The 20,830-nt window shown below is 47.2% G+C and carries 16 protein-coding genes; 7 read left to right on the plus strand and 9 right to left on the minus strand.

Translation table 11 applies throughout. The annotated features are described in order from the left end of the window. Positions 1–361: 361 nt before the first annotated feature. From OP864_RS08515 to OP864_RS08530, 4 genes are all read left to right on the plus strand, one after another. Positions 362–1,231, plus strand: a complete 870-nt coding sequence (locus tag OP864_RS08515) for an STAS domain-containing protein (protein ID WP_270100772.1) — start codon at positions 362–364, stop codon at positions 1,229–1,231. A gap of 4 nt (positions 1,232–1,235) precedes the next feature. Continuing rightward, positions 1,236–2,090 (plus strand): STAS domain-containing protein, encoded by an 855-nt coding sequence (locus OP864_RS08520; RefSeq protein WP_270100773.1) that lies wholly within the window; start codon positions 1,236–1,238, stop codon positions 2,088–2,090. A 51-nt stretch (positions 2,091–2,141) separates the two neighbouring features. Then, a complete protein-coding gene (locus OP864_RS08525; RefSeq protein WP_270100774.1) occupies positions 2,142–3,038 on the plus strand; it encodes an STAS domain-containing protein in 897 nt (298 codons plus the stop codon). 62 nt (positions 3,039–3,100) lie between these two features. Then, entirely contained in the window at positions 3,101–3,688 is a 588-nt protein-coding gene (locus OP864_RS08530; RefSeq protein WP_270100775.1) for a hypothetical protein, read from the plus strand. A gap of 177 nt (positions 3,689–3,865) precedes the next feature. On the opposite strand, the gene murB is transcribed toward OP864_RS08530, so the two are convergent. Both murB and OP864_RS08540 read right to left on the minus strand, forming a co-directional pair. Beyond that, a complete protein-coding gene (murB, locus tag OP864_RS08535) occupies positions 3,866–4,864 on the minus strand; it encodes a UDP-N-acetylmuramate dehydrogenase (protein WP_270100776.1) in 999 nt (332 codons plus the stop codon). A gap of 4 nt (positions 4,865–4,868) precedes the next feature. Next, positions 4,869–5,165 carry a hypothetical protein gene (locus tag OP864_RS08540; protein WP_270100777.1) on the minus strand — a complete coding sequence of 99 codons (297 nt, stop codon included), beginning with the start codon at positions 5,163–5,165 and terminating at the stop codon, positions 4,869–4,871. Positions 5,166–5,593: 428 nt separating this feature from the next. On the opposite strand from OP864_RS08540, the gene OP864_RS08545 reads away from it, so the two are divergent. Then, positions 5,594–6,448, plus strand: coding sequence for an STAS domain-containing protein (locus OP864_RS08545; RefSeq protein WP_270100778.1), 855 nt, complete (start codon positions 5,594–5,596; stop codon positions 6,446–6,448). A 113-nt stretch (positions 6,449–6,561) separates the two neighbouring features. Then, positions 6,562–7,425, plus strand: coding sequence for an STAS domain-containing protein (locus OP864_RS08550; RefSeq protein ID WP_270100779.1), 864 nt, complete (start codon positions 6,562–6,564; stop codon positions 7,423–7,425). Here the strand turns inward: OP864_RS08550 and OP864_RS08555 are convergent. Continuing rightward, positions 7,409–7,672: a 4a-hydroxytetrahydrobiopterin dehydratase gene (locus OP864_RS08555; protein ID WP_270100780.1), complete on the minus strand. Its 264-nt coding sequence runs from the start codon at positions 7,670–7,672 to the stop codon at positions 7,409–7,411. The genes OP864_RS08550 and OP864_RS08555 overlap by 17 nt on opposite strands. A 673-nt stretch (positions 7,673–8,345) precedes the next feature. Between OP864_RS08555 and OP864_RS08560 the strand changes: the two genes are divergently transcribed. After that, entirely contained in the window at positions 8,346–13,502 is a 5,157-nt protein-coding gene (locus tag OP864_RS08560; RefSeq protein ID WP_270097805.1) for a contractile injection system tape measure protein, read from the plus strand. Between the two features lie 520 nt (positions 13,503–14,022). On the opposite strand, the gene rlmB is transcribed toward OP864_RS08560, so the two are convergent. The 6 genes from rlmB to OP864_RS08590 form a co-directional block, all read right to left on the minus strand. Next, positions 14,023–14,781, minus strand: a complete 759-nt coding sequence (gene rlmB, locus OP864_RS08565) for a 23S rRNA (guanosine(2251)-2'-O)-methyltransferase RlmB (RefSeq protein ID WP_041329601.1) — start codon at positions 14,779–14,781, stop codon at positions 14,023–14,025. 14 nt (positions 14,782–14,795) lie between these two features. Beyond that, positions 14,796–15,413 (minus strand): gliding motility lipoprotein GldD, encoded by a 618-nt coding sequence (gene gldD / locus OP864_RS08570; RefSeq protein ID WP_015692520.1) that lies wholly within the window; start codon positions 15,411–15,413, stop codon positions 14,796–14,798. Between the two features lie 15 nt (positions 15,414–15,428). Continuing rightward, positions 15,429–16,853 (minus strand): gliding motility-associated protein GldE, encoded by a 1,425-nt coding sequence (gene gldE, locus OP864_RS08575; protein ID WP_270097806.1) that lies wholly within the window; start codon positions 16,851–16,853, stop codon positions 15,429–15,431. 193 nt (positions 16,854–17,046) lie between these two features. Continuing rightward, positions 17,047–17,529: a single-stranded DNA-binding protein gene (locus tag OP864_RS08580; protein WP_270097807.1), complete on the minus strand. Its 483-nt coding sequence runs from the start codon at positions 17,527–17,529 to the stop codon at positions 17,047–17,049. Positions 17,530–17,610: 81 nt separating this feature from the next. Next, entirely contained in the window at positions 17,611–18,678 is a 1,068-nt protein-coding gene (gene mutY, locus OP864_RS08585) for an A/G-specific adenine glycosylase (RefSeq protein ID WP_270097808.1), read from the minus strand. A 648-nt stretch (positions 18,679–19,326) separates the two neighbouring features. Next, entirely contained in the window at positions 19,327–20,805 is a 1,479-nt protein-coding gene (locus OP864_RS08590) for a DUF2341 domain-containing protein (protein ID WP_270097809.1), read from the minus strand. Positions 20,806–20,830: the final 25 nt, after the last annotated feature.

Here is a 20,830-nt window from a genome sequence, read left to right on the forward strand (position 1 = left end):
CCCGTTAGAAGGGCGAAGCCCTTGGCCTAGCGATGTGCAGCAGTGGCCCGCAGGGCCAGACCAAAGCGCGAAGCGCTGCAGGGCCGAGCGAACAGCGAGCTGCGAAACGTAGCGCCGACGACCGAAGGGAGGCGGAGGCCCCAAAAAAACAGCAGCGAGCTGCGACAACAAGGACCTTAGTCCGCAGTTCGACGACCGAAGGGAGTAAACGTAGCGCCGACGACCGAAGGGAGGCGGAGGCCCCAAAACAGCAGTGAATAGATAAATTAACTAACAGTTCATTCTATTTTAAGCTATAAATTGTGAAAAGCGCTAAGGATCAGCTACTTTTGTGAGCATTTTAGGGGAGCAAAAAAACAATATGCAAGAAAGAGTTGTTTGGACCAAGGATGCAGACTACTACAAAGAGCAATATTTAATTTCGGCAGAAGAACTGGCGGTATTGCGGGCGGCTGGCGAGCAAATTTCGGCAGAGCGGCGGCTGGTATACGATGCCCTTTATGACTGGATGCGGAAATCAGAGCGCTATGCGGCATTTTTTAATGAGGAGTTGATTACGGCCATTTCTTCGGATGAAGAGGTCTTTTGGGATGATGTGGTCTTGGGGCGTTTGACCGATACCTATGTGAACACACAGCGGCATTATGGGGAACATTTTTCGATGGCAGGCTTGAGTTTAGAGTCTTTCATTGGCATATTGACCTGTTTTCATGAGCATATTCGTTTTGCTTTTATGCGCAATGGTTTGGCGACTTTTGAGCTAATGACGGCCTTTAAGAAATTTGCTCAGGTGGCGGTAGACATTGTGACGGAGGTCTATAATCACAAAATGGCCTGCACCTTACAGGAGCAGAATGACAGCTTGCGGGAATTGTCGACTCCAGTCGCTCAGATTTGGGATGGCGTTCTTCTATTGCCTTTGGTGGGGTTTATAGATTCTAAGCGGGCCCAAGACATTATGCAAAGGATGTTGGCCGAAGTAGGAGAAACTCAGTCGAAATTTTTTATCTTGGATATCAGTGGGGTAGCGATAGTAGACACTGCTGTAGCCAATCACTTAATCAAGATGAGCAAGGCGGCCAAACTGATGGGATGTAACTGTATTATTTCTGGAATATCGGGGCCTATTGCGCAGACCATTGTAGAGCTGGGAATAGACATTGATGAAATACGGACGACAAGCAGTATGCGAGATGCCTTGCGCCTAGCAATTCGAGAGCAGAAAGAATAAATATATGGCCATAGTAAAAATCAACAAACAGCGGTATTGGAGCATCTTTATGCTAGAGGAAGAGGATCTATTGCTTGTTCGGCGGGCGGGAGAGGCGATTATGTCTCGGCAAGAAGCTGTTTTTGAGGAATTTTATGCTTGGTTGGAGTTTCAGCCAGAGTATAGTGCAGACTATACCGAAGAGATTATTGATCGTTTTGATCAGCAGTCTGGGATCTTCTGGAAGCATATTTTATCGGCTCAGGTCGATGAGGAGTCGGTCCATTATCGGGAGCGTCTGGTGCGGGACCTGCTCAAATTGGGCTTGCCTTTTGAGGCCTATTTGTCGGCTGTTTTTGCCTTTCATGAGCTGATTGAAAAAGCCTTTGTGCTAGAGGGCGTGGCTAGTTTTGAGCTAATGCAAGCTTTTAAGAAAGTGAGTAGTGTGGGGGTTTTTATAGCCATAGACACCTTTAATAATGAGATGAACAAACAGCTGCAAGAGCAAAATGATATGCTCATGCAGCTCTCTACCCCAGTAACCCCAATTTGGGAGCAAATCTTACTTTTGCCCGTGGTGGGAATTGTCGACTCTTTTCGGGCGCAGAACATTATGACCGCCGTTTTGCAGGAGATTGCAGACTATCAGGCCAAGGTTTTTATTTTAGACATTTCTGGAGTAGGCGTAGTGGATACGGCCGTTGCCAACTACTTTATCAAAGTGAGCAAAGCGGCTAATTTGATGGGTTGCGAATGTATTATTTCGGGAGTAACGCCAGCCGTGGCCCAAACCCTAGTTGAGTTGGGGATAGATATAGAAAACATACAGACCAATGTAAACATTAAGGAGGCCCTTAAGACGGCAATTGGACAGATATAATTTTTTTCACTATCTTGTTCATCCATAAACACTCCTAAAATTGTTTGTGATATGAGTAAAACCCAAATTCAAATATCCTATAGTCGTTATGCTCCTATGTATATGTTTACGGAAGAGCGCTTGGAGTTAATTCGTCAAGCAGGGCGGGAAATTGCAGAAGCAAAGGAAGAAATATTTGAGCTTTTTTATGACTCTTTGCGCCTGCACCCTACCTTTTCTGAGGACTATAACGAAATTGTTATTGAGCGCTTTGCTCAAGACCAAGATGGGCTATGGCAGCACATTCTAGAGGCCAAAATGGATGACGAATTTGTGCGTTATCGCAGTCAGTTGGTCCGTGATTTACTACAGCTAGGTTTGGCTTTTGAGGCTTGCTTTACGGCCATTTTTGCTTTGCATGAGTTTATCGAATTGAAGTTCATGGAGTACAATTTGGCTAGCCTAGATTTGCTCCAAGTCTTTAAGCGAATTTGTAGCCTAGGGGCATTAATTGCCATTGATACCTTCAACCAAGAAATCAATCAGCAGCTAGCAGACCAAAATGAGATGTTGATGCAGCTCTCTACTCCCGTAACGCCAATCTGGGAAGATATTTTGCTCTTGCCCATTGTGGGGATCGTGGATTCTATTCGGGCCCAAACTATCATGTCGGCTGTGCTTCAAGAAATTGCCGAGCGGCAGGCCAAGGTCTTTATTCTGGATATTTCTGGAGTCGCCATTGTAGATACGGCTGTTGCCAATTACTTTATTCGGGTGAGCAAGGCGGCTTGGCTGATGGGCTGTAAAACTATTTTGTCGGGTATTTCGCCCGCCATTGCCCAAACATTGGTAGAGTTAGGCGTAAATACTGGCCGCCTGAGCACTAGAAGCAATATGCAGGATGCTCTAGAACGGGCCTTTAGTTGGACGGGCCGGGCCGTTGAGGAAAAAAGAAAGCAAAAAGGTTAGGGCTTTAATTCTTTTTGAGTAATTTAGGCTATCCCCACTAAACTACTTAATTGGAAAAAGTCATGGCAGAATTTAAAGCCTTTGCGGAGCATATTGAAGTGAATGCGACCACCGTACTCTCCTTTATCTATTCTATGAAAAGAGGGCAAGACAAACGCTTGGCCTTACTAGAAAAGCATGGGATCAAGCCCGAAGAAGGCGGCTGGTACCCACAGCAAAAATGGCTAGATGCTTTTGAAGAGCTCAGCCAAACGGTGGGCGATATGAATCTCCTCTTAATCGGAATGGCCATTATCGAAAATGCCGACTTCCCCCCCTTCAACTCGCTAAAAGAAGGCCTAGAGGTTATTGATGTGGCTTATCATATGAACCACAGAGACCAAAACGGTCAGCCGCTTTTTAATCCCGATACAGGAGAAAAATTAGAGGGTATTGGCTGCTATGACTTGCAATACTATAACGAAGAAGAGCAAACAGCTATCATGTATTGCCGTAATCCCTACCCCAGTAAATTTGATCAAGGCATTATCACGGCCCTTTGTCGTCGTGTTCGCCCCGACAGCATCAAAACAATTGATGTTCGTCCAGATTTGGATAAGGAAAGAAGACCTAAAGGGGGCGATTCTTGCACCTTTATTATCAACTGGTGATTAATTTGGGGCTGCCCCGCCCTGCGGGCGGGTCGGGTTGTCTCGCAGCTCGCTGTTCGCTCGGCCCTGCAGCGGCAAAGCCGCTTTGGTCTGCCGCCTTCGGCAGCCCTGCTGCCCATCCCTCAGCCGAGGCGCTGCGCGCCTTTGCGGGCGGCTTCGCCGCCCTGCCTAAGGCCATTAGGGCCAGTAATTCACCTCCGGAACCAAGTTAATCCCAAATTTTTGAGCAATGTCTTGCTGTACCGCCTTTGCCAACTGAACAATTTCTTGGCCCCTAGCCTCGGCATATTTGACCAAAACCAAGGCTTGCCGCTCATGTACGCCTACGGCTCCCATTCGCTTGCCTTTCCAACCCGCCTGATCAATCAACCAGCCCGCTGCCAGCTTTAGCTGTCCATCCGCCTGCGGATAATGGGGCATCTTCGGATATTGGGCCAGCAATTGCTCTAGCTTTTCTGCAGCCACCAAAGGATTTTTGAAAAAAGAACCCGCATTGGGCAGCTCTTTAGGATCTGGCAATTTAGATCTCCGAATCCGCATTACAGCCTCCGCCACAGCCTGAATACTCAAAGGCTGATCGCCTATCTCTTCCCGAATGTTGCCATAGTCCAAACGATAGGAGGGATGCCTGCGCAGCTTCAAGACTAAAGAACAGATGATAAACCGCCCCGGATAAAGCGATTTGAAGATGCTGTCTCTGTAGGCAAATTGACAGTCTGTAGACCCAAATTTGCAAAAGCGCTGCTGCTGCATATCCCAGGCCTGTATCAAATGACAAACTTCCGAAAATTCTACCCCATAAGCCCCAATGTTTTGCACAGGAGCCGCCCCTACAGAACCCGGAATCAAGGCTAGGTTTTCTAGGCCCGCCCAATTGTTGGCCAAAGAATATAAGACCAATTCTTGCCAGTTCTCTCCAGCAGCTACCTCTAGGTAAACAAACTCTTGGTCTTGCCCCACTAAACGCGTCCCCTTGAGCTGGTTGTGAATAACTAGACCTGGCAAATCTCCAGCTAGCAAAATATTAGAACCCCCACCCAAAATGTAGTTGGGCCGATTCCGCCAATCAGACAATAAGGCCAATTGGTCCAAACGCTCAAGGGCCAAATAGGCCTCGGCCTTGGCCGAAATCCTAAAGCTGTTGAGCTCCTCTAAGGAATGTTGATACTGAATCATCGCTTTAGGTATACATTAAGATAAGTACGCAAATGGTCGCAATAGTCGTCAATACTGTCGACATGCGAACCGTGAACCGAATCCCCCCGCAAAATTGCCGAATCGCCTTTTCTTGCTCCGGATACTTAGGAATAATTTCCTCCTCTAGCTTTTTTACATTAAAAATATGACTGGCCCCAAACTCTACCCGGTTTTTAACCAATATCCCATAGGCTTTCACAACCTTAACCCTCGAGTAAATCACCAAGGTCAAAATGGCAAAAAAGCAAATGATCGTAATACTAATGAGTATATTCTCCATTTTGTAATTCTCTGTTTTAAGGGCCAAATATAAGCATAAAATAAGCAGCCGCCAATGCTTTCCAATGAGGAGGCGGTAGATGACTGAAATCCCAAATATAGGATCGCTTACATATTTATAATCCTTGTCTAGACATTGTTTTAAGAGGAGATATTGGATTAAAAATAAAGGGAAGTAATGTTCTTTTTTTTAAAAAAAAAGATAACTTGGGATTGTTTAAGCCCTTTGTCATAGAGTTGTGTTAACGGCCAAACACAGCCCCAACCTTTAATGAAACGACCGTACTCTGTCATCCTTTTAGATGTAGTAGGCCACTAACCCAGCCAAGAACAGTCCCTTAAGCATGCTGATAGAACCTGCTTATTTCTCTAAAAGATGAAACAGATACCAAAACCCTAAATGCTAGAAGGTCATTAACTAAAAATTGTATGAAAGTCAGAGACATTAACTATTATAAACACTACTACTTTATTACAGATGAAGCTTTGGCTCATTTAGCAGAAACAGAAAAACAAATGGAGTGCGAAATGCGCCAGTGTTTTGATGAGGTTTACGAACTGCTAGAAAATCATCCCGAATATAGCTCGTTCTATATAGAACAACTTATCCCCGTAGTTCAGTCAGCAGAAAAAGAACTTTGGCTAGATATTACAGCCGCTCGATATGATGAGCGATTTATTGGGTCTTGCTACTCTTTTGGGCAGTTTTTTGCCGCCTCAGGTTTGCCCCTTAAAGCCCATTTAGCCTCCTTAATGGCTATCTATGAGTGTATGTATGCCGCCTTCAAACGACAAGGACTCAATGATGGTGACCGTATGATGACGATGAATAAAATAGCTAGAACAACCCTAGATATTATCTCAGAAGTCGATAGCAATAATATCCAACAGAAGCTGGCAGAACAAAATGATACCCTCCGAGAACTCTCTACTCCCGTAGCCGAAATCTGGAACGGAATCCTCCTGCTCCCTCTTGTCGGCTTTATCGACTCTAAACGAGCTAAGGATATGATGGAGTCTATGCTCTCTAATGTATCCGAAAAACAAGCTAAGGTCTTTATTCTCGATATCTCCGGTGTCGCTATTATCGATACCGCAGTAGCTAACCACCTCATCAAAATGACTAAGGCCAGCCGCCTAATGGGCTGCAATTGTATTATTTCAGGAATCTCAGGCTCTATCGCCCAAACTATTGTCGAACTAGGTATCCAAATTGACGAAATCCAAACTACTGGCAGTATGCGCGACGCCCTGGCTTTGGCCATGAAACAAACCCAATCCTAAAGAATTCGCACTATCCACTTTTTTATTTTTCCTACTGAGCTGTTTTAAAGCCTTTTACTAAAAAAAAAGAAGAGAAGCTTTTATCTTAGATCAAATCTAAATAATGAGCAGTCATGGAGCTAAAGCAATGGGAGAAATCAGTAGACTTTTATAAGCAACAGTACTTTATCTCAGATGAAGACTTAAATTGCATCCGCCAAGCCGGAGAACAGATTATGGACCAGATGCGCTGGGCCTATGATCAACTCTACAATTGGATGCGCCAACATAAACGCTACGAAAAGTATTATACCGAAGAGCTCATTAACTTACTCGCCGAAGAAGAGGAACTCTTCTGGACCGATATCGTCCTTGGCCGCCTCTCCGATGATTATATTTACACAGAAGCAGTCTATGGCCTAGAGTTCGCCAAAATGAATATTCCTCTCGAGGGCTATGTGGGCGCTCTAGTAGCTTTCCACGAGTTTATCCGACAAGCCTATGTCCGAAAAGGCATCCAGAGCTTTGAACTGATGTCGGCCTTCAAAAAGTTTACGCAGGTGTCTATTGATGTGGTGACCGAGGTCTACCAAGATATTATTAGCCACCAACTCGAAGAACAAAATGAAGCCCTCCGAGAACGCTCTACTCCCGTAGCCCAAATTGCCGAAAATGTGCTGCTGCTTCCCCTAGTCGGCTTTATCGATTCTAAACGGGCCAAGGATATGATGGAGTCTATGCTCTCCAATATTGCCGAACAACAAGCCAAGGTCTTTATTCTCGATATCTCTGGGGTGGCTATTGTCGATACCGCCGTGGCCAACCACCTGATCAAAATGACCAAGGCTAGCCGCCTGATGGGCTGCCATTGTATTATCTCTGGCGTTTCTGGCCCTATCGCCCAAACAATTGTCGAACTGGGCATCCAAATTGACGAAATTGATACCCGCGGCAGTATGCGCGATGCCCTAGCCGCCGCCCTTAATCGCAAGCTCTAAATCTGGCATAAAGGGCCTCTATTTTAGCCGCCAAACGATGGTCCCGCTCCGTAATCGTATTGCCCGCATCATGGCTGCATAAACGAATCTCCAAACGGTTGTAGACATTGTACCAGTTCGGATGATGATCCCATTTTTCAGCCCAAAAAGCTACCTGCGTCATAAAACCAAAGGCCGCTATAAAGTCCTCAAATACAAATTCAGCCACTAGCTGCTGCTGCTCTTCTCTAAAGTGTTGGTAGTCCATTTTTTTGTTTTTTTTGGGGCCTCCTGCCTGCGGCAGGCGCTACGTTTCAGGGCTCGCAGGCTTGCTCGGCCCTTCAGCCGCCAAAGGCGGCTTCGGTCTGGCCTTCGGCCACCCTTTCACATCGCTAGGCCGCTCAACAGACTTCTTTGCGCCCATTGTTTTTCTTCGGCCCCAAAATAATAAAGCCCAGTTTGTTTTAATAGAAATAGCAGAATAAGATAGGTCCAACAGGCGGCAAAGCCGCCGCAAAGGGCCGCAGGCCCGCGGCAATAGCCAGATTTAAACGCACTCACTTTTATAGTTTGCAGCAATTTTCGGCTAGTCGTCCCTATTTTTCTCGACCATAGCGAAGGCTATGCGCTTAAAAAATAGCTAGCCTAGTCAAAAATTCATAGCAAACTATGGCCAAAGCAGTGCGATTAAATCTGGCTGAGGGATGGAAAGTGGTGCGGCAAAGCCGCAGACCCAGGCGCTGAAAGCGCCGCAGGGCCGAGCAGACCTGCGAGCCACGACACAGCCCGACCCGCCCGCAGGGCGGGGCAGCCCCAAAAAAGAAGCAGCAATACTCATTTTTTCCTCCCCTCCAAATGACTGCAAAAATTAAAATCTCTTCTGTATCTTTAAAGGCTCAACGGCAAAAGAGCGCTTTAACGAAAATCTGAAAAAGAGAGCCTTGAAAAATCGCGAACAGCAACATATTATCGAAACCCAAAACCTCAATATTGAGGTGCAGGGCTATTTGGATGACTACCAACTTCGATTGGTGCAAACAACGCTCATTCATCTGTTTAAGAATGAGTTGGGGAATTATTTGGACCGCCTTTTTAGCGAGATGGTCCCCCCAGATGTGCATCTGGTCATTGATCGTTTAGATATCGATTTGCCCCCCATTGATTTGCGTGGGGCCGAGGCCGTTAAGGATTTTCGACCTGCCGTAGAACGCTATTTTAAAAAAGTAGCCCGAGAAACGGTCCAAAAAACAATTATTAAAAGCTCAGGCGGCCGATTTGAACAAGAAGGAACTCGTGTTCGAGTCAGTAAATGGACTCTCTTTAAGGATTTTTTGGAAAAAGGCCATTATCCCAGTTGGGCCGGCCCCAAAAACCTGCCCATTAGCTCGGTGATTGAAGAGCTTATGCGAAAATCGCCCAGCAAAATGGCCGAACTGCTCTTGGATATTGGCCGCAGAAATCCCCAACTGGCCAACCGCCTGATTTTTCAGTTTAGCCCCCGACAACTAGAGCAAATGCTCCAACTCATTTATCAGCAGTCGGGCCCCAATATGCTTCGCCAACTTCAGCTTATCCTAAAGCGATTGGGCCAAAGATATCGAGCCCTGCGCGGACAGCGATCGGTCCAAAAAGCCGCCTATACCGTCGCCTTTGAGTACATTTTTGAAAAAGTACGCTCTGGGCGGAAATTTGTGTATAAGGAGCAAGAATTGGTGCAAAAAATTGTGGAACGCATCCAGAAAAATTATCAACATGTCTCGGCCCAAGAGTTGGGCGAACTGGATAGCGGGGTGCGCCAAGAACATAGCCAAAATTATGGCGATTTGGACCTACTAGAGTATTTTCTGCAGTATGGTTCTATTCCCTATTGGGCCAAAACAGATAGCCTGGCTTCTATGCGCCAACTCTTTGATCGCCTGATCCATAAACGACTTAGCGCCCTACAACGACTGATTATTCGCCAAAAAGATGCCCCCAATTTTTGGCAACGCCTCTTTTTGCAGTTTGAAGAAGAACAACTCTTGCAGTTGCTAGAACCGCTAAGTGAGGACCGTATGCGAATGGTCCGCAGCCTGCTAGAACAGTTTCATCATTGGGGCCAAAAGGAGGGCATTAGCCGCCACCGACTAGCGCCCGCCCTTATGGGCCAACTCTTTGAACAGCTCTTGCTTAATCGCTCCAGCTTTTCGGAAAAAACACTGATTGAAGGCTTTCTCAAGGAGGCTAGCCAACTCTCTACAAAAACAAAGAATAAGGAAGATTTGGCCCAAACACTTTTTAAGGTGTTGGAGCAGGAAAATAATGAGCGCTTCGATCTCTCTCGCCAAGAGTTGCTCAAGCAGCTCGGGCAAATGCTGCCCAAAACACAGGCTGCTGCCCATAGCGAATTGCTCAAAGAGGAACAATTAAAGCGCAGAAGTCTGGCCGTAGAATTAGCCCTACAGGCCCTAGAGGAAGAGTTGGCTCAGGAGGATCTAGACCAAGAGCAAATGACCCGCCTCCAAAAGAAAAAAGGCCGCTTGCAACGCCAAGAACGACAGTTGCAAAGAGAACTGCAAGTCATTTCTGGCCTGGCCCCTAGCTCTATTCGCGCCCTTTTGGACCGAAAAAAATGGCTGAAAAAACGCCTCATCCAATTAGAAAAAGAACTAAAGGCCGAGGATAAACGCATTAAGGCCGAGGATAAAGCAGCCGAAAAAGAACGTAAGGCCAAACAAGATGAGGCCCGCCAACTTCGCCGTATTATTCGCAATATGCGCCGAGAAACAAAGGCGATTGCCAGAGAATTGGGCAAATCTTATAAAAAGGTAGATAAAGAAGACCGCTCTGCCCTTCGAGAGCTAAAGTTAGAGTATGCCGCAGCGGTTTCGGACCTCTATAATGAGCGCTCAGAATTGCAACTGCAGCTGGGCCAATTGGAAGAGCTTTTTGCCTTAGGCGAACTGAGTAGAGCCGAAAAAAATCAATTGCAAAGCCAAATTCGCCTGCTCAACCGGCAGCTCAAGCAGCTCGACCGAGAGTTGCAGCAATTGGACCAAATGCTGGCCCGAGTCAATGCCGATTTGCGCAAGCTCGAGCAAGATGAAACAGCCGAAGAACCTAGCGCTAGCTCTCAAATCGATTTTCTGGTCTTTTTTCTTCAGTATGGTTCTATTCCTTGGTGGGCCGAAGAATATCGAGACTATTCGATTGAGGCTATCTTTAAGCAGTTTGCCGAAAAAGAGGCGGACAAACTGCGCAAGGCGGTTGCTCGCCTAGGCAAAAATCCCATTGTTTGGCAACGGATGGTCAACCAACTTTCTGAGGAAGTCTTGGAGCTGGTCCTGATTGCGCTCTTTCCACGCTTTGCGGGTTTTGCCATTTCTACGGCCATTATGCTAGAGAAAATTAAGGCGGCTCAGGTCTTTGATAAAATTAAGTCGATTTCGCTTAAGGACTTTAAGTGGAATAAAATTCTGGAGTATCTGTTTCTCCACCCCAGCCAAAGCAATCCCCAGCAATTTCTTAAGGATTTGGCCCTAGAACTAGGCCGAAGTTATGAGATTTCGCCCCGAGAGTTATTGATGTACATGACCAATCTCTCGCATAATAATCCCGAAACTCGCTTGGCCTATTTTGCCGATGTAATTGGCGATTTAGGGGAGGACCCCAGCATTTTGGCCGCCGAAGAAGCATTGGTCCAAGAGCTATTGCTTCGCCAGCGCCAAGCCGATGGCCTCATCTTGAGCCTAGAGAAGAAAAAAGAGGCCTTAGAGCAGTATTTGCTCAAAGGCTTGTTTACCGAAGCCTCTATTCGGGCCAAAACAGATACCCTAGCGGGAATGGAGGCGATCATCAAAGAATTGTTGGTCCAGGATCGGCAGTTTTTGCGCAAACTTTTGTTCGATGCCATTGGCCGAGCTCCCGCTAGAGAGCGTCTAGTGACCAATTTTGACAATAAAATCTTTTGGGAGTTGGTCCTTTTGCTGAACAAATCAGCCATGCCGCTCACTCAAAATTATGTGCAGGAGCTAGGCCGTGCCCTCAATGACCAAAAACTGTTTATGGTCAAGGATACGGTATATCGCTATCTACTAGAGCTAAGCCAAGGGGGGCAGTTCTCGGTCCGCAGTCTGGTTCAACAACTGCTTAAGGCCATTAGCCGAAATACCCAGCGAGACCCCATGCTCTTGCTCAATGATTGGAAGACCAAATTGCGGAACTTGCCGGCTCAACGTTCGGGCTTAGTTTTGCAGCTTTTGGAAACCGAAATTGCGCTTTTACGGGCGCAAAGACGCTCGACTGAAGACCCGAGTTTGCTAGAAAGTTTGGCCCAGCAATTAGGAAGTTTAGAGCTAGAACAACAGCATTTTAGCCGCCAGCTTTTGCAGGTCCTCAACCGAGAACGATTAGAAAAAGAAGGCCTAGAAATCGTTCCAGAGGATCTAGAAGAGCTGTATAGCCGCCTAGATGCTATCGAAAAGGAAATCGAGGAGCTGAAAAGCGATATCGATGAGGCCCAAGCCATGCAGAAGATTTTGCGCTGGCGCCGCATTGCCGAGCTAGAGGCCCAACGCAATTTGTTGAGACAAGAAGAGCCCTTTGCTATCCGTCAGCTACAACAAGATATGCTGAACCTCAAGGCCGAAATGGAGCGCTTAGATGCACGCATAAATCGACTCGGAGATTATGCCAAACAAGGCCTTTCTGCAGAGGAGATCAGAGCTGAAATTGCTCAGCTAGAGCAGCAGCGCCGCGCTTTGCAAGAACGCTTTAAGGAGCTGCAAGACCAAGGTAAAGATGCCACCAAAGAGGAGCTGGACCTAATTCGCCTGCGCCAAGAATTAGAGCGGCTCCAAAGAGATTTGGAGAGTGAATTAGAGGCTTTGCCCGAGCCAGAACTGCTCGAAAGGATGTTGGTGGATGAATGGGAACAACCCCATCTCCCCATAGAGGAAATTCGCCAAGCGCCAGAGGTGCAGGAGTTTTTGAGCTATTTGATGGAGCTGCCCTGGAAACAGGCCGAGGCCGACCGGATTCGCCAGCGCTATTTGCAAGAACTTCAGGACCATTGGGAGGATTTGGCCCAAGGCTTTCAGGCTAATCGAGAATTATTGGAGCTGTTGCGCTCTAAAATGCGCCAGCTCTTACTGCCTAGCTTGCAGCGAATGAGCCAAAAACGCCTAGATTGGCGGCGAGAAATTGAGGCCTTGCCCGATATGGATAGCGCCCAAAAATGGGAACAACGCCTGAGTGGAAGAGAGGAAGAACAAATTGAGTGGTTGGAACGCCTAGAAGCCGAGCAATGGGATGACCAAATGGCCAAGGAATTGGCCAGCCTACGCAAAAAGGTCCGCATTTATTTCCGAAAAATGCGCCTGATGTTCCGCCGCCAATTACGCAAACTCGCCCAGGCCGAAGCCGCCCGCCTAAAAGAAATACAAAGGGCCCAAGAGGAGGAAGAAAAACGCCTAGAGGCCGAGCGCATCAAGCGAATCAATGAGTTGAAACGCTTGGAAAAAGCACCAGAGGAGGAAGCTGTTCAGGAGGAAACCAAGGTTAAACCCAAAAAGGAAAAACCCAAGCCCGCCGATCCCCCCGTAGATGAACCTCTTTATATCCGAAATGCCGGATTGGTCCTTTTACAGCCCTATTATACCCGCCTTTTTATGGCCCTAAAAATGGTCAATAAAGGCAAGTTTGTTAATGAGGAAGCCCAAATTAGGGCGACGCATATGCTGCAATATATTGCTACTCGGCAAACGGAAACCCCTGAAAATGAACTGGTCCTGAATAAAATTATGTGCGGCCTGCCGCTCTCCACGCCCGTCCCTATGGATGTGGGCCTGACGGAGCAAGAGCTGGGCACCTGTGATAGCCTTTTGCAGGGGGCGATCAATAACTGGAGCCGCATGCGAACCATGACGCCAGATGCCCTGCGGGGTACCTTCCTCATCCGAGATGGAAATATCAAGGAGGAGGCCGACCGCTGGAAACTCAAGGTGGAAAAAGGCTCTTTTGATATGCTTTTGCGCACCCTGCCCTGGGGCTTTACTTTTGTCCGTTATGGCTGGTTGCCCAAGTTTATTGCCGTAGAATGGGATATTCCGGGTACCTAATATTGGGGGCTTCCCGCAGCCCTTTTATTTGGGGCTGCGGGCGCTATGCTGCGGGGCTCGCAAGCCTGCTCGGCCCTTCATTTTTTTCGCTGCGCTCAAAAAACTCGGTCTGGCCTGACGGCCACCCGCTCCGCAGCGCTAAGCCATTTTGGCCCAAGGGCCAAGGCGGCTTCGCCGCCCCAACTAGCCGCATTTATTGGGGCCAAAGGCCCTTTCTCTGCCCGATTAGGGCAGCTTTTTTGGCCTAGCGATGTGAAAGGGGGGCCGTCAGGCCAGACCGAGCCGCTGAAAGCGGCGAAGGGCCGAGCAGACCTGCGAGCCCTGAAACGTAGCGCCCGCCGCAGGCGGGAGGCCCCAAAAAATCAGCGAGCCTTGAAACGACAACAAGGACTTTAGGCCGCAGTTCGACGACCGAAGGGAGTAACCGCCGCAAGGCGAAGCCGCAGCGGAGGCCCCAAAAAATAAAATGCCCATTCCTCAAAAGCGGGAATAGGCATTTTAGGTATAGTGCAAAACGAGTTTACTTTTGTTGGCGCATGATTTCGTAGAGCGTAATGCCCGTGGCCACCGAGACATTAAAAGAGTCGGTTTGGCCGCGCATAGGCAAAAGGAAATGCTCATCAACCTTTTCGAGCAAAACGCGATTGACGCCCTTATGCTCATCGCCCATAATGAGGGCTAGGGGGAGATTGAGTTCTAAATCATAGAGCATTTTTTTGCCCTCTAGGTCGGCGGCAATCAGTTGAAGGCCATTCATCTGTAGGTATTCAGCCGTTTGGATCAGGCTATTTACTCGGCAGACGGGCAAATGATTGAGTGCGCCAGCAGAGCTCTTCATGGCCGAATCGTTAATTTGGGCCGAGCCTTTTTTGGGAATAATCAGGGCATCGGCTCCGGCGGCTTCTGCAGAGCGGGCGATAGCGCCAATATTGCGGACATCTGTCACGCCATCTAGCAAAACAAAAAGCGGGTGTTTGCCTTTTTCATAGGCCAATAAGAGCAAATCTTCTACCTGATAATAGGGGATAGGAGAGAGCAGGGCCACCACCCCTTGGTGGTTTTTGCGTGTATAATTATTGAGGCGTTCTTTGGGGACCGTTTGCAGGGGGACGTCTAGTTCCTTACAAGCCTTGCGCAAATCCTTTTCGAAAGGGCCACGGACATTAGCGGCCAGGATAATTTTTTCAAAATTGCGTTTAGCTTCAAGGGCGTCCATTACAGGATGACGGCCGAAAATCATTTCTTGATCGGGCGTCTTTTTTGGTCTGCGGTGCTGCATGAAAAGCGATTAGATTATTGAGAATTGGCCCATTTAAAGCTATTGATCATTCCCATAACATCCGTTTTGACAAAGTCAATAACGGGGGCCATAGAGTCAGCTTCTGGGCGGGTATTAAAATAGAGAGAGGCCCGAACAGCATGTTGGCTACTATCGGTGAGTAGGAGCTGAAAGGGCGAGGCCACATGGCCTTCAATGTTAAATAAAACGCCATAGACCTTATCTTCTGGGCGGTTGATGACATAATCATCGAGGCTAGCGGCCTTGGCAGTATGCTCTTCGGCTAGGCGATAAGCATCGCTATACATTTTATAGAGTTCCTCTTCAATAGGGCCTTTAGAAAGGTCGGTATAGGTGAAGTGTAGGCGGCCATTTAGGCTTTTAAAATTGAGGTCGAACCAGCAGGGGTGAAGTGCTTGGCGGTTGCCCAAGGTAGTATCTTGGACAAACTCCATATAGTCGGGATAATCAAAATGGAAGGCACAGAAATTTGTATCTAATGCCTGGTAGTTGCGCTCTGGATAAACGACCTTAGGGTAAATGCGTTTTTTGGGAATATACACCTCTTCTTCTTGGCAAGAAAGCAAAGAAAGACAGAGACCCAAAAAGAGCCAAAAGAAAGAAGTCTTCATAAGGAATAGTCATTTTTAGGCCAAAACCTGCTCGCCGGCACTCTCTGCCAAAGTGACCTTAATGGTCTCTATACGGCGTTTTGTTGTGCTAAGGACCTGAAACTTGATCCCTTGAAAGAGCAGTTGGCTATTTTTCTTGGGCATACTTCCATGAATCATCAAAAGTAGGCCAGCTAGCGTTTCTGCAGAAGAGCGAGCTTCTTCAAAAAGTTCGGGCTCAATATCCATAATTTTGCAAGCTTCTTGGATAGAAGTCTTGGCCTCAAAAATATAGATATGCTCGCTTATTTTGGTGTAACCTTGCGATTCGGGCTCATCAAATTCATCATTGATTTCGCCCACAATTTCTTCTAGAACATCCTCTAAGGTAACAATTCCCGAGCTGCCCCCATATTCATCAACCACAATGGCCATATGCGTCCGACGATGCTGAAACTCATTAAATAAGTCGTCGATTTTTTTGTTCTCTGGGATAAAAAAAGCCGGGCGGATCAAGCTGTGCCAGTCAAAGCTGTCATCTTTATCAAAGTGCTCAATCAAGTCTTTTGTATGCACAATCCCCAACACCTTATCAAAGGTCTCTTCATAAACGGGAATTCTAGAGTAGTTGGAGTTTTGCAAAACGGCCAAGAGCTCACTAAAGTTGATGCTGCTATCTACAGCTTCTACATCTACTCGGGCACACATAATGTTTTTGACCGTCGTATTGCCAAATTTAACAATCCCCTTAAGAATGTCAATGTCTTGCTCGGCATATTTGGTATCGCCTACGGTAAGCTCAATGGCTTGTTCAATGTCTTTATCGGTCACGACATTCATGCCCGAATGCTTGGCCAAACGGCGCTCAATAATGCGGGTGGCATTAACCAAGACCCAACTTAGTGGCCAAAATAAACGACGCAAAATGAGTAGGGGCTGAGCCATCAGTTTGCTTAGCCGCATGTTGTTGCTGGTCGCATAAACCTTGGGCGCTACCTCTCCAAATAAAACCAATAAAAAGGTAACAAGCACCACGGTTACCAAAAAAGATAACCAAGCTGGGGTGCTTTCTGGAAGCAACTGCGCAAAAAGAAAATTGGAAGTGAGAATGATGCCAATATTGACAAAATTATTGCTGATCAGAATTGTAGACAATAAATAATGAGGCTTCTCCAAAAGACGTAGAATACGTCCTCTTGGTCCACCCTTATCTACCGCCTGCTTCTGCAATTCTTCAATATCATTATGCGTAATAGAAAAAAAAGCGACTTCCGAGCCAGATAGCAAGGCCGAACAGGCTAAAAGAAGAATAATGCTGCCGAGAGAAATCCATGTGGCGGGCCCCAAATCAGTTAAAAATAAAAAGCTGAGGCCCAGTTCGGATGGAATAAGGTCTGTGTCCAAAATAATACGCTTAGATGAAGAATATAAGGGCGCTGCCCCCAAAGAGCAACTACTCAAAATCCTCTTTTAGAATGCTATTCTACTAGAGGCTTTAGCCAATATACTAAGTAGTTAGCTAATATAGAACTATCTGCTATTTATTTCAAGAGCAGATAAGTAAATGAAGGCCAAGAAGAAAAAAAAGCCCCAAAAACAAAAGACCAATAACCATCAGGCTATTGGTCCTTTCTGCTAAAAGAAAAAGTCTATGCTAGAAGGGAAGATCATCTGCATCTCCTTCACTGTCATAGCTTTCTTGTTGCGTATTGTTGTTGGTCGTTGAGCCGCTAGCTGTGGGCTGCTGCTTTTCTCCACCCATATTCATGGGCTCTTCTGGTGGGGGCATCTGACGGCCCGAGTTGCCGCTGCCTTCTCGCTTATCCAAGGAGCGGAAAAGATTGGCCGCCACTTCCGTCATATAACGGGTGTTGCCATTCTCATCCTCCCAGCTACGGTGGGTGAGTTTCCCCTCAATATATACCATGCTGCCCTTTTTAAGCTGCTGAGCCGCTCGCTCGGCCGCCTGGCGCCAAATAATGACATTGTGCCATTCCGTTTTGGTCTGCCACTCGCCATTTACTTGGTAGTTCTCATTTGTTGCTACACTGAAACGAACATAGGCCGTTCCATTGGGTAGGGTTTTCATTTCTGGGTCTTTCCCCAGATTTCCAATTAAGGTCACTTTGTTGATCATAGTCTATAAATATTTAGTATATCTAAGTTTTACAAATGTAGGCCTAATATTTTGGATTCGCAACTGTTATTAAAGTTTTTATTAAAAAAAGGCCAATTGTTTTTTCTCCCAATATTGGGCAATGAGCCGAGGCAGGGGGTAGTTGGGCCAGTTTTGGGCATCTACTAGCTCCCAATCTGCCGCTAGGGCCTGAGGCAAAGGCTGTTTGGGCCAAAGAAAACGAGCAATAATTTTCTGATGAGAGAGCTGTTGTTGTTCTTGGCCAGAAATTAAGGCCCAGTCTTGCTCTTCTAGCTCCCAATGCGCCCAAAGTGATTTTAGTTCGCTGGTTTTTAGGGGTTTGTCGAGCTCTATCATCGGGAATTCATATAAGCCCTGCCAAATGTCTTTTTCTTGCCGCTTCCTGAGGTAGTAGGCCCCGCTAGGGCTTGACCAAATGAAGTAGTAAAAATAACGCTTTTTGATCTTTAGTTTTTTGCCTTTTTTGGGCAGCTCTAGCTGCTGTTTGTTGGCTTTGGCTTGGCAGTTTTTGGCCAAGGGACAGTCTCCGCAACTAGGGTTTTTGGGCCGACAATGCAGGGCCCCAAAATCCATCATGGCTTGGTTGTAATTGGCCGGATCATCTTCCCACAAAAGGGCCTGCGCCTTGGCCTTAAACCACTTTTTGCCCGCACTGCTGTCTATGGGCAATGCTTGCCCAAAATACCGACTCAATACCCGATATACATTGCCATCCACTACGGCATAGGGCAGGTCGTAGGCAAAAGAGGCTATGGCCGCCGCCGTGTATTCGCCCACGCCTTTTAGGTCCAAAATAGCCTTGTAGTTGTCTGGAAAAATACCGGCATATTCTGCCACTATTCGCTTTGCCGTCGCCTGAAGGTTTCTGGCCCGAGCATAATAACCCAAGCCCTGCCAAAGTTTCATCAGCTTTTGCTCTTCAGTCTCCGCCAGTTCTTTTATGCTCGGATAGGCCGCTATGAATCGCTCATAATAAGGTAAACCCTGCTCCAAACGAGTTTGCTGCATGATGATTTCCGCCAACCAGATTTTATAGGGATCTTGGCCCTCTTTCCAAGGCAAATAACGCCCCTCCCGCTGCTCAAACCATTGCCTCAGCTGCTTTGAAAAGTAAAGGTCTATATCCATGTTGTTTTCCTTTTTTTCAAAGGTACAATTTTTTTTGGGGGCCTCCGCTGCGGCTTCGCCTTGCGGCGCTACGTTTCGCAGCTCGCAAGTCTGCTCGGCCCTGCGGCCTGAGGGCCTTGGTCTGCGGCTGCGCCGCACTGCTGCACATCGCTAGGCCGCTCAACAGTTATGTTTTAGCTGGGCTTCCCGCTTCGGCCCCTTAAAAAGGTCCAATTGTTACTAATAAGTTAAAGTACGGACTTAATGAACTTGTTTCTAAAGGCTAATGAGCTAGCTTTTTGTTAGCTCGAGCTAGGACTTGAGTAGCTCAACCTAAGGTTTTATTAGCTCGAGCTAGGACTTGAGTAGCTCGACCTAGGGTTTTGTTAGCTCGAGCTAGGACTTGAGTAGCTCGAGCTAGGACTTAAGTAGCTCAACCTAAGGTTTTGCTTGCTTTCTAGGCCTTATGGGCCGATGGTTTAACCTTGGGCTCATTGTTTTCTCTACGGTTTTACAGGGCCGAAGGCCCGCAGGCTGAGGGATGGATAGCAGGGCGGCGAAGCCGCAGACCCAGCAAAATGAGCGCAGCGAAATTTTGCGCAGGGCCGAGCAGACCTGCGAGCTGCGACACAGCCCGACCCGGCCAAAGGCCGGGGCAGCCCCAAATCATTATAATTTTACTACAGGAAGAAGTTGGTAAACTCCATTTTCCCCCTCAATCAATAGGCGATATTGCCCCGCAGGCCAGGGACTCAAATCATATTCTAGCCTTTGATTTTGGCTGAACTCTAGCTTGTTTTGCTCTAGCAATTGGCCCAAATTATTGTAGAGTTTGAGCGTATAGCGGCCAGCAGGCCATGCCGCCTGAATAGAGATATTTGCAGGGCTAGGGTTGGGCCAGCACTGAATGTTGCCCCAGACTAGCTCCGCTTTTTGTTGGACCAAAATAGGCGAGTAATACCATTGGCCATTTCTGCTTTGCCAAGCCAAACGGAAGTAGCGCTCTCCTTGAACATTGGGCGAAAATTGCTGGGGGAAATCTGGAGCAGCCCATTGGGCCAAGGGGCTAAAATCTATCCCATTAGGACTAATTTCTAGTTGTAAATTAGCCATCTCATCTAAACTAGAAAAAGCCCAGACAAGCTGCTGCTCCTCCCAGCGGAAAAAGCGAAGTTGATCTTCAGAAAGGAGGGTCTCTTCTAGGGTGTAGCTGGGTTCTAGCTCAATAAACTGCCCCACCGCCATATAATCAAAAAAGTAATCTCGACCACCACGAAGGGCAATGCGGTCCACGCCACAATAGGTATTATCAATGCGGTCTTCTAGGCCAATACTGACCTTATCATCATTAAAAAGCTCGGCTTGAATACGGCCAGTGCTACAATCTCTACGGATTTCTGTGCGGTACCAAAGCCCTCTAGGTTGGTTTAGTGTGGGACCAGTGGCATTGGAGGCCGTTCCTGCATTTCTGCGTTCAATACCAAACTCAGAAGAGCCCGTTACATCGGCATTTCGGCGGAGGCTATAGCCATTGAAGCTCGCATTTTCTAGGCCGTAGCGGTTCCAGGTACAGTCTGGGAAGCTACCAATACGTATTTCTCGGCTAATCAGGCGATAATTATTGATGTTGCTGCCAATAGCCTTCCAGCCGCCTTGAGGGTCGCAGGCGCCAGTTTTTCGGAGGACGATATTGGGGGCAAAAGTTGTTGCATCCTGCTGGATCTGCCCGCCCGAAATGCTGTTCCAGCCCGAAAAGCTGCTAAAGTCATCAAAGAAAATAAAGGTGGCTGGCCCATTACTCGCCGAGCTAGCGCTAGGGTTATCGTAGTAGGCATAAATATCGGTGCTGCCATTGGCGGCTAAGTTGGGCAACTCTAGCCAGACCACCGCGCCAGAGGCATTCTGAAAAGTTTCTATCCAAAAATCAATAAGCGTAGTCCCATTTTGAGTAGTAAAACGAAGGTCGTTAAACTGTGGATCCATGCCCGTTTGATAGAGCAGGTCGATACGGATTTGGTAGTTGTTAAGAGTATTGCCTGAGTTTTCTTGGATAGCAATGCGCTGCCGCTGGTTCCAGCCTGTTAGCCATTGGGCCGATAAAGACGAACTAAATAGGAGAAGGAGAATAGTGAAATGAATAAATCGCATACATTTTAGGTTTGTGATAAAGAAA

The sequence above is a fragment of the Saprospira grandis genome, assembly GCF_027594745.1.
Taxonomy (GTDB): Bacteria; Bacteroidota; Bacteroidia; order Chitinophagales; family Saprospiraceae; genus Saprospira; species Saprospira grandis.

Bases quoted from the DNA above. Each gene is read 5' to 3' on its own strand.
- OP864_RS08580 (WP_270097807.1), bottom strand. From the start codon at position 17,529: ATGATCAACAAAGTGACCTTAATTGGAAATCTGGGGAAAGACCCAGAA.
- OP864_RS08590 (WP_270097809.1), bottom strand. From the start codon at position 20,805: ATGCGATTTATTCATTTCACTATTCTCCTTCTCCTATTTAGTTCGTCT.
- rlmB (WP_041329601.1), bottom strand. From the start codon at position 14,781: ATGCAGCACCGCAGACCAAAAAAGACGCCCGATCAAGAAATGATTTTC.
- OP864_RS08525 (WP_270100774.1), top strand. From the start codon at position 2,142: ATGAGTAAAACCCAAATTCAAATATCCTATAGTCGTTATGCTCCTATG.
- OP864_RS08555 (WP_270100780.1), bottom strand. From the start codon at position 7,672: ATGGACTACCAACACTTTAGAGAAGAGCAGCAGCAGCTAGTGGCTGAA.
- OP864_RS08530 (WP_270100775.1), top strand. From the start codon at position 3,101: ATGGCAGAATTTAAAGCCTTTGCGGAGCATATTGAAGTGAATGCGACC.
- OP864_RS08515 (WP_270100772.1), top strand. From the start codon at position 362: ATGCAAGAAAGAGTTGTTTGGACCAAGGATGCAGACTACTACAAAGAG.
- OP864_RS08545 (WP_270100778.1), top strand. From the start codon at position 5,594: ATGAAAGTCAGAGACATTAACTATTATAAACACTACTACTTTATTACA.
- OP864_RS08520 (WP_270100773.1), top strand. From the start codon at position 1,236: ATGGCCATAGTAAAAATCAACAAACAGCGGTATTGGAGCATCTTTATG.
- OP864_RS08550 (WP_270100779.1), top strand. From the start codon at position 6,562: ATGGAGCTAAAGCAATGGGAGAAATCAGTAGACTTTTATAAGCAACAG.
- murB (WP_270100776.1), bottom strand. From the start codon at position 4,864: ATGATTCAGTATCAACATTCCTTAGAGGAGCTCAACAGCTTTAGGATT.
- mutY (WP_270097808.1), bottom strand. From the start codon at position 18,678: ATGGATATAGACCTTTACTTTTCAAAGCAGCTGAGGCAATGGTTTGAG.
- OP864_RS08540 (WP_270100777.1), bottom strand. From the start codon at position 5,165: ATGGAGAATATACTCATTAGTATTACGATCATTTGCTTTTTTGCCATT.
- gldD (WP_015692520.1), bottom strand. From the start codon at position 15,413: ATGAAGACTTCTTTCTTTTGGCTCTTTTTGGGTCTCTGTCTTTCTTTG.